Source organism: Cetobacterium somerae ATCC BAA-474 (assembly GCF_000479045.1).
In the GTDB taxonomy this organism is placed as follows: domain Bacteria; phylum Fusobacteriota; class Fusobacteriia; order Fusobacteriales; family Fusobacteriaceae; genus Cetobacterium_A; species Cetobacterium_A somerae.
Map to the genome: position 1 here is coordinate 1 of NZ_KI518066.1, position 8925 is coordinate 8925.

The 8925-nt window shown below is 29.3% G+C and carries 8 protein-coding genes; all 8 read left to right on the plus strand.

The genetic code is table 11. From position 1 onward, the window contains the following. Positions 1-79: 79 nt before the first annotated feature. The 8 genes from trxB to HMPREF0202_RS01025 all read left to right on the plus strand — a co-directional run bounded on the left by trxB (position 80) and on the right by HMPREF0202_RS01025 (position 8552). Positions 80-1222 (plus strand): thioredoxin-disulfide reductase, encoded by a 1143-nt coding sequence (trxB, locus tag HMPREF0202_RS01000; RefSeq protein WP_023051598.1) that lies wholly within the window; start codon positions 80-82, stop codon positions 1220-1222. Positions 1223-1255: 33 nt separating this feature from the next. After that, positions 1256-3058, plus strand: coding sequence for a DUF6568 family protein (locus HMPREF0202_RS01005; RefSeq protein WP_023051599.1), 1803 nt, complete (start codon positions 1256-1258; stop codon positions 3056-3058). A 14-nt stretch (positions 3059-3072) separates the two neighbouring features. Beyond that, the gene (locus tag HMPREF0202_RS01010; RefSeq protein WP_023051600.1) at positions 3073-4506 is read left to right on the plus strand and encodes an SLC13 family permease; all 1434 of its coding nucleotides are present in this window, start codon (positions 3073-3075) and stop codon (positions 4504-4506) included. A gap of 20 nt (positions 4507-4526) precedes the next feature. Then, on the plus strand, positions 4527-5966 hold the full coding sequence (nhaC, locus tag HMPREF0202_RS01015) for a Na+/H+ antiporter NhaC (RefSeq protein WP_023051601.1): 1440 nt from the start codon (positions 4527-4529) through the stop codon (positions 5964-5966). A gap of 589 nt (positions 5967-6555) precedes the next feature. Then, positions 6556-6705, plus strand: a complete 150-nt coding sequence (locus HMPREF0202_RS15390; RefSeq protein WP_023051602.1) for a hypothetical protein — start codon at positions 6556-6558, stop codon at positions 6703-6705. A 148-nt stretch (positions 6706-6853) separates the two neighbouring features. Next, positions 6854-7072: a hypothetical protein gene (locus tag HMPREF0202_RS15395; RefSeq protein WP_023051603.1), complete on the plus strand. Its 219-nt coding sequence runs from the start codon at positions 6854-6856 to the stop codon at positions 7070-7072. Between the two features lie 11 nt (positions 7073-7083). Continuing rightward, positions 7084-8046 (plus strand): MFS transporter, encoded by a 963-nt coding sequence (locus tag HMPREF0202_RS01020; protein WP_023051604.1) that lies wholly within the window; start codon positions 7084-7086, stop codon positions 8044-8046. 68 nt (positions 8047-8114) lie between these two features. Continuing rightward, positions 8115-8552: a transposase zinc-binding domain-containing protein gene (locus HMPREF0202_RS01025; protein ID WP_023051605.1), complete on the plus strand. Its 438-nt coding sequence runs from the start codon at positions 8115-8117 to the stop codon at positions 8550-8552. The last annotated feature ends 373 nt before the right edge of the window (positions 8553-8925 follow it).

The following is an 8925-nucleotide window of genomic DNA, read 5'->3' on the forward strand; positions in this document are numbered from 1 at the left end:
ATAGTATAAATATTTTTTATACTATATATTTATATTTTTATTTGAAAAGTATCATTATATTTAAATATCGGAGGAGAGCATGGAAAAAATCTACGACTTAATAATCGTTGGAGCAGGACCAGCAGGATTAGCAGCAGGGGTTTATGGAGCTAGGGCAAAAATGGAAACTCTAATTTTAGAAAAAGGATCTATAGGTGGAATGGCTGCAAAAACTACTGAGATAGTCAACTATCCTGGGATACCAAAAACATCTGGAGAAAAACTAGGTGAAGTTATGTCTAAACACGCAGAAAAATTAGGTGCTACAATTGTAAGAGATAGTATAAGAACAGTTGAATTAAATGGTGAGATAAAAATTTTAAAAAGTAGAAGAAAAGAATATAAAGCTAGAAGTGTAATTTTTGCAACAGGAACAAGACCTAGAGTTTTAGGAATTCCTGGGGAAATAGATTTTAAAGGTAGAGGTGTGGCCTATTGTGCTACTTGTGATGCTGAATTTTTCTCAAATCAAGAGGTTGTTGTTGTTGGAAGTGGAGATCAAGCTATTGAAGAGGGAATGTTTATATCCAAATATGCTTCAAAAGTAAAAGTTATAGTTCTTCATGATGAAGGAGTATTAGATTGTAATAGATTAAGTGCAGAGGAAGCTTTTAAAAATCCTAAAATAGAGTTTATTTGGAATTCAACTTTAGATGAGATTATAGGAGATGAGTCTGTAGAGAGAGTAAAAGTTAAGAATTTAAAAACAAGTGAAATAACAGATATCCCTTGCAAAGGTGTATTTTTCTTTGTTGGAATGATTCCGAATACTGAATTTTTAGAAGAAACAGATTTAAAACTTGATAAGAGAGGCCACATTGAGTGCGATACTCTATTAAATTCATCAATTTCTGGTGTTTTTGTAGCTGGAGATGTAAGAGAAAAATATTTAAAGCAGGTTATAACAGCAGCAGCAGATGGAGCTGTAGCGGCAGTAGCAGCAGAAAAATATTTAGAAGAGATGAATGTTTATGCAAATAGAATCAAGGATAAAAATGTAGCTATTGGTTTTTGGAATTCATTAGATAGTGATGGATTAAAATATCTCTCTGAAAAAGAAAAAGAGTTAAGAGAGAATAACATAGAAGATTTTATCTATATTGATATTAGAAAAAATAGATATTTAGCAAAATTCTTTGATAAAGAAAATATAGAGAGTCCAGAACTAATAATCAACAAATAAAATAAAAACACATAAAAATAGGGAGGTTACAAAATGGGTCATCCAACGATTTATCCAACAGGAGCAACGATTTATAATCCAGAAAAAGCATGGAGTGGGTATACACTTTTTCCTTTAAAAGGACAAGGGGTAATGCTAATAGATATGAATGGAGGAGAGATTAGACTTTGGGAAAATTTAAAAGGTTTTCCTGCAAAGATGTTTCCAGGAGGATATGTTTTAGGTAGTAAAAGAGAGAGAAGTTCAAAGTTTGGAATGCAAGATTATGAGGATGTTGTACAACTAGACTGGGATGGAAATGAAGTTTGGAGATTTGATAGATATGAATATATCGAAGATGAAGGGACGGAGCCAAGATGGATGGCAAGACAACATCATGATTATCAAAGAGAGGGAAATCCAGTTGGATACTATGCACCTGGTATGGAACCAAAGGTACATGGTGGAAAAACTTTAATACTTGGACATAAAACAGTGAGAAATTTAAAAATATCAGATAAATTATTATTAGATGATGTTATTTATGAAGTTGATGAGGATGGAAAAATAATTTGGGAATGGGTTTGTAATGAACATTTTGATGAGTTTGGATTTTCAGAAGAAGCTAAAAATGTTTTATTTAGAAATCCAAATTTAAGAAGTGTTGAGCCAGAAAAAGTTGGAGACTGGATGCATATAAACTCAATGTCAGCTTTAGGTCCTAACAAGTGGTACGATGCTGGTGATGAAAGATTCCATCCAGATAATATAATTTGGGATGGAAGAGAAACAAATATTATCGCTATAATAAGTAAAGAAACTGGAGAGGTTGTATGGAAAATTGGTCCATATTATAATACTCCAGAGTTCAAGCATTTAGGATGTATCATTGGACAACACCATGCACATATGATTCCAAGAGGATTACCTGGAGAAGGAAATGTTCTTGTATTTGATAACGGTGGATGGGCAGGATATGGTGCCCCAAATCCTGAATCTAAATATGGAGAGAAAAATGCAAGAAGAGATTACTCTAGAATATTAGAAATAGATCCAGTTACATTAGAAATTGTATGGCAATATACACCAAAAGAAGCTGGATTTGTAATGCCATTAGATGCTTCAAGATTTTATAGTCCGTTTATAAGTGGAGCTCAAAGATTAGCAAATGGAAATACTTTAATAACTGAGGGATCAAATGGAAGATTGATTGAAGTAACTCCAAGCTATGAAATTGTATGGGAATATATAAATCCATATTGGGATAAAGAGATTATGAATATGAATATGATTTTTAGAGCTTATAGAGTTCCTTACGAGTGGGTACCTCAACTGGAAAAACCAGAGGAAACTCCAATTAAAAAGGTAGATGTTTCTACATTTAGAGTTCCTGGATCAAAACCTTTAGGTGGAGCAACAAGAGTTGCTGTTGATGGAGTTTCACCATGGGAAAAATCAAATGCTTTAAATGCATGTGTAGCTGCTGGAGACGAAACAGAAGAAAAACCTAAATTATTTAAAATAAACTCTACGTTATTCGCACATTTAGATGAAAAAAATCTTAACGATGAAATTTCTAAAGTTGAAAATATAGGAATGATATTTGTTGGAGCAGAAAGATGTAAAAACTGTATGGCTCTTCAACCTATATTAGAAGAGTTAGTTCCAATTTATAAAGAGGAAGCTAATATGGTCGCATTCCATTTAGACGCTGATAAAAATAAAGAGTTTATGAGTAAGCATAGTTTAAAGTCAATTCCAGTTTTATTATTAGTAAAAGATAATGAGATTGTTGACAGACTTTCAGGATTTAATCCAATTGATGAAGTTGAAGAGTTTATAGAGAGAAATCTATAGGAGGATTAAAGAAAATGAGAGAGATGGAGAGTGAAAGAGCCTTAAAAGGCTCTTTCTATACAATAAATAGCGATTTTTATAAATGGATTGGAACATTTACAGCATTAATTATGATTTGGGTTACAGCTCAAAGTTATAGTTTAGATTATAAAACATCAATGTTTTTTGTGATTACTATATTCGCTGTTTTGCTTTGGTGTTTTTCATTAATTCCAGACGCTATAACAGGTTTGTTACTTCCAACTTTATACGTTGTTTTTAAAGTGGCCTCACCGAATACGGCTTTTAAACCTTGGACTTCAACAATTCCTTGGCTGGTTTTAGCAGCTATGTTAATGTCAACAATGCTTAATGAAACTGGTGTGGCTAGAAGAATAGCTATTTGGAGTATTGCAAAATTTGGAAAAACATTTGCAACTATCCTTTTAGGGATAACCTTAGCAGGAATAATTATAACTCCATTTATTCCATCGGTTATTGCTAAAATAGTAATTTTTAATATCATAACAATGGGTCTGATTGAAACTTTAGGTTACAAACCTAAAAGTTTAGAAGCAACACTGCTAACAATGGCTGGATTTTTCGTTATCTCAACTTTAAGACTTGGATTTGCAACAGGAGATTCAGGAATTATAATTGGATTAAATTATGCTCAACAAGTTACTGGTCAAACTTTAACTTGGATGCAATATTTAATTCATAATTTACCATATATATTTTTTTATACTTTTGGCTCTTTAGGAGTATTGGTTTTATTTGCAAAGAACACTAAACCTTTAACTTCAGAAAAAAGGATGTTGTTAGAAAAAAAATATTTAGATTTAGGTAAAATAAAAGATAAAGAGAAAAAAGCTTTTATAGTTATGGGAGTTGCACTTCTATTTATGTCTACAGAAAGTATTCATAAAATCAACTCAGCTTGGATTTTAGTAGTTCTTTCTTCATTATTTTTTATACCTAAACTAGGATTATTAAATAATGAGAGTTTAAAAAAAGTAAATTTATTATCACTTCTGTTTATTGTAGGGGCCATGAGCATCGGAAGCGTTGCATCAGAGACTCAGGCGATAAATATAATAAAAGATTTTCTACAACCATTTTTCAAAGGATCAAACTTTTCTATAATAACAGTATCATATATTTCTGGTATTTTATTAAACTTTTTACTTACACCATTAGCAGCTATGTCTTCTTTCACAATACCTTTAATTCAACTAGGACTTGAAAATAATATAAATCCTTATGTAATGACATATATTTTTCAAGTTTCTTTAGATCAGTATCTATTACCATATGAATTTGCAGGATTATTATTAGTTTATACTTCAGGATATGTATCTTTAAGTACTTTAGTAAAGATTCTTATAGTTCGTATGTTTTTAGGATTAGTTATTTTATTAGGAATAGCTTATCCATGGTGGAATATTTTGGGAATAATGTCAAGTTAATAAAAGAGTAAGGAGGGTCTATGAATAGTAAAAAAGATATACCTTTATATATAGCTTTATTACCGATAGCTTTTCTTCTTATAATAATATCTTATGCAGTTATAATAGCTAAATTACCAGTTCATTTTCCAGTTTTTGCTTCAGCAATGTTTGCGGCTTTAGTAGCAAAAGTTTTATTAAAATGTAATTGGAAAAATTTAGAGGGTGGAATTTCAGATACTTTAAAAATGGTTATAATTCCAATAATGATACTGTTAGTTATAGGAATGTCCATAGGAACATGGATATTATCAGGAGCTGTACCTACGATGATATACTATGGTCTTAAAATGATAACACCAGATATATTTTTACCAGTAGCTTTAATTAGTTCATCATTAATATCAATTTCAACAGGTAGCTCTTGGACAACAATGTCAACAATAGGAATCGCTTTAATTGGAATGGGGGAGGGGCTAGGAATTCCTCGAGAAGTTATAGTAGGAGCTGTATTATCAGGAGCATATTTTGGTGATAAGATGTCCCCACTATCAGATACAACAAACTTAGCTCCGCTTATGGCTGGAGCAAAATTATTTGATCACATAAAACATATGCTTTACACAACTGTACCAGCATATATTTTAGCTCTTATAGGTTTTATTATTTTAGGAAATAAATATTCTAATGCAGTAATTGATAATATTGGAGTAGATTTAATGTTAACGACTTTAAATCAAACTTTTACAATAACTCCTTGGCTAATTTTAATTCCAATTTTAACAATAGGATTAGTTATGAAAAAAGTTCCAGCTTTACCTGGATTATTTTCTGGTGCTTTATTAGGTGGAGTTGCAGCAATGGTAATTCAAAAAAAAGCTTTAATTGATATTATGAGAGTTTTACAATTTGGATATAAAAGTGAAACTGGAGTTAAAGCTATAGATAGTTTATTAACTCGTGGTGGAATGTCTTCAATGCTAATGACAATATCTTTGATTATTTCAGCTTTAGCCTTTGCAGGAATAATGGAAAAATCTGGAATGCTAGATAAATTAGCAACAACAATATCTAAAGTAGCTAATACTAAGAATAAAATTGTAGTAGCTTCTGTGATTACTCCAATTCTAACTAATTTATGTGCGGGTGGACAATACATGTCAATTGTAATAACTGGTAGAATGTTTAGAAAAAATTATGAGGAACTAAATTTGGCTCCAAAGAATTTATCAAGAGCTCTAGAAGATGGAGGAACAATAACATCACCTTTGGTTCCATGGACTGTATGTGGAGCTTTTGTGGCAAGTACTTTTGAAGTTCCAACATATATTTATGCACCATTTTGTCTATTTAATCTAATTTGTCCTGTTATTTCGATATTTTATGGGATTTTTGGAATAACGATAGAGGAGAATAGTGATTTAATAGAAAATATACTAGAAAATAAAGAGGTTGAAGAGATAATTTCTGAGAATAACTAAGACGACCTATAATAAAAAATAATGAAATTAAATATTTATTTTAGAAAAATACCATTCCCATTCTTATTTTGGGTGGTATTTTTTTATTATATATATTTCTCGCATTTATATAATTTTAATATCGCTTTTAAAAGGTGAAATTTTAATATATTGATTATTCCTAGTAAAATCAATAAAACAAATCTCGTATTATTAGGAGAATACGAGATTTATAGAAATTTATAAAAAGTAGATATAATAAATAACCACCTAAAATTTTCAGTCTTGTATTTATATATAAATTTATACATATTAGATTTAATACACAAATTATTGATTATAACACTTAAAAATTATTAGAAGTAATTTACAAGTGTTCATAGATATTTTTTTTGAGTTATTTACCATCAATCTATAGAATTAAAATAAAGGAGAGTTAAAATGTGAGCTTTGTGAAGCTATAGGTGTAAGCTTAAGTGTTTTTGAAGTTCCTCCAGTTAAAGAGGAGCCAGAGGTAAAAAGATGTATCTTTATCTGTGATGAGTGTAACGATAAGTTAGAGAGAATAAAAAAAGCTAAAGAGAACGATTTTAGGTTTTTAAGTAACTCTATGTGGAGTGAAGTTGATATGGTGAGAGCTCTGTCTATTGTCCTACTAAAGAAGATGATAAAAAAATATTCGTGGGCCGAAGTTATCTTAGATAATCTTTATATTGATGAAGTAACTGAAGAATTAATTAAAACTATAGAATGGGAATAAATACATTCTAAATAGAGTTTTCTTTAAATTTTACTTCTATAAAATATAGATTAGCATATCAACTATCAAAAATATAAAAAAAACTTTTATTTTTTTGAAAAATGTAGTATCCTACATTGAATCACAGTTCAAAAATATTAGGAGGTTTATGAAGAAAAGAGAATTTTATATTATTACTGGTTTAGTTATGTTTTTATGTATGGGTACTATTTATTCTTGGGGAGTTTTTCAAGGACCTCTGGTTGAAGTTTTAGAAGAAATTACTGGAAAACACGTCTCATCAATGATGTCAGGAATGCCTTACACAGTTTTTTTATTTTTCTATGCATTTAGTATGCCTATCACAGGGTTATTTATAAAAAAATAAATCCTAAATTTTTGTCTATATTAGGATCTGTTTTAATTGGACTAGCTTGGATTTTAGCTGGTTTTGCAAAAAGTATTGAATTTATTATTTTAACTTATGGTTTTTTAGGTGGAATTGGTGTTGGAATTGTTTATGGTATTCCCATCGCTGTTGTAACAGAATGGTTTTCTGAAAAAAAAGGATTTGCTGTTGGTTTAACACTACTAGGTTTTGGACTTTCACCTTTTTTAACAGCTCCTATAGCAGGAGAATTAATAATTAAATTTGGAGTTCTTTCAACTTTTAAAATTTTAGGAATTTTATTTTCTATAATTTTAACATTTTTATCTTTATTTTTAAAATTTCCTAATAAAGATAAAAATCAATATATCAGTAATACAGCTAGTAATATAGATGAATTTAAGCCTAAAGAAATGTTAAAAACATCAAAATTTTACGCTTTATGGATATGTTATATGATTGGAACCTTCTGCGGACTTATGATTATTGGTATTTCAAGCTCTTATGCACAAGAAGTTATCGGTATAACACCTTTAAAAGCTGCATTTTTCACATCTTTCTTTGCATTATTTAATGGAGTTGGAAGACCTTTATTTGGAGCAATAACAGATAAATTAGGATCAAAAAATGCAATTACATTATCATATTTATCAATAATTTTTGCCGGAATAGTTTCATTAGTTTTTAAATCTAATATTATAGCTTTTTCTTTAGCTTTTTCAATAATTTGGTTAAATTTAGGTGGATGGCTTGCTATCGCTCCTGCATCAACAGTTAATATTTTTGGAAAAAATTATTACACTGCAAATTATGGATTACTCTTTACTGCATATGGTATTGGAGCTGTTACTCAAGGATTTATAAGTGGATATTTTAAAGAAACTTTTGGTTCATATATTTATATTTTTTATCCAATTATAATTTCTTGTGTTCTAGGTTTAATAATATCTAGAATTTTTATTAATAACAAGTAAAAAATAGCAGCTCACAAAATAACGTGAGCTGCTTTTCTTTTCTCTTCATAACGTTGTATAATATCATCATGAATAAAAATACTAAACCTTTAAAATATATCTTTGAAAATCATTTCCATCAAACTTGGAATAATATTAAACATAAATTCCCTAAAAACCTTCACTCTTCTATCTGGAATAATGTTTCCAAATTTTTAGATTGTGGCGATATTTCGCGAGGATATACTGCTTTTAAATGCAATCAATGCTCGCATATGCATATTGTTGGTTTTTCTTGTAAATCTAGATTTTGCTCTTCTTGTGGTAAAATCTATGCTGAAAATTGGGCACTTAATCTTAAAGAACAACTCTTTGATGTTCAACATATTCATGCTGTTTTTTCTTTACCTACTGGATTTTGTAGAGATTTCTTCTTTTCCCATCGGTTTAAACTTCAAGATCTTGCTAAAGCTGCTTATCAGTCTCTTAAATATGGTGTAATATTTCCTAAAACTGGTTTTTCTTAATACGTTGACTCAAATAACTATTCACCCGCACAACACCTGCGGTATTTTGTGGTATTCACAACTTTGAGCTTTCGCATTATTATACTATTTTTTTTGTCTTATCTCAAAGTTTTCAGTATTTTTTTGCCTAAATTTTTTCTATAATTTTTTGAAATTATTCTTAAAAATTGTAAAAACTAAGATATGGCTAATAAATATATTAAAAGTTAATCTAGTATTTTACTTTTTAAAAAAGTATTCGTATAATTGTCTTTTAAAAGAGAGAAGAATTGATTTTAAATTATAAGTTTTTGTATAATTTAGGGGAAAAAATACATGAAATTTATTTATTTTTTAATGTTTTGTCTATTTTATTTTATAATAACTGATTATG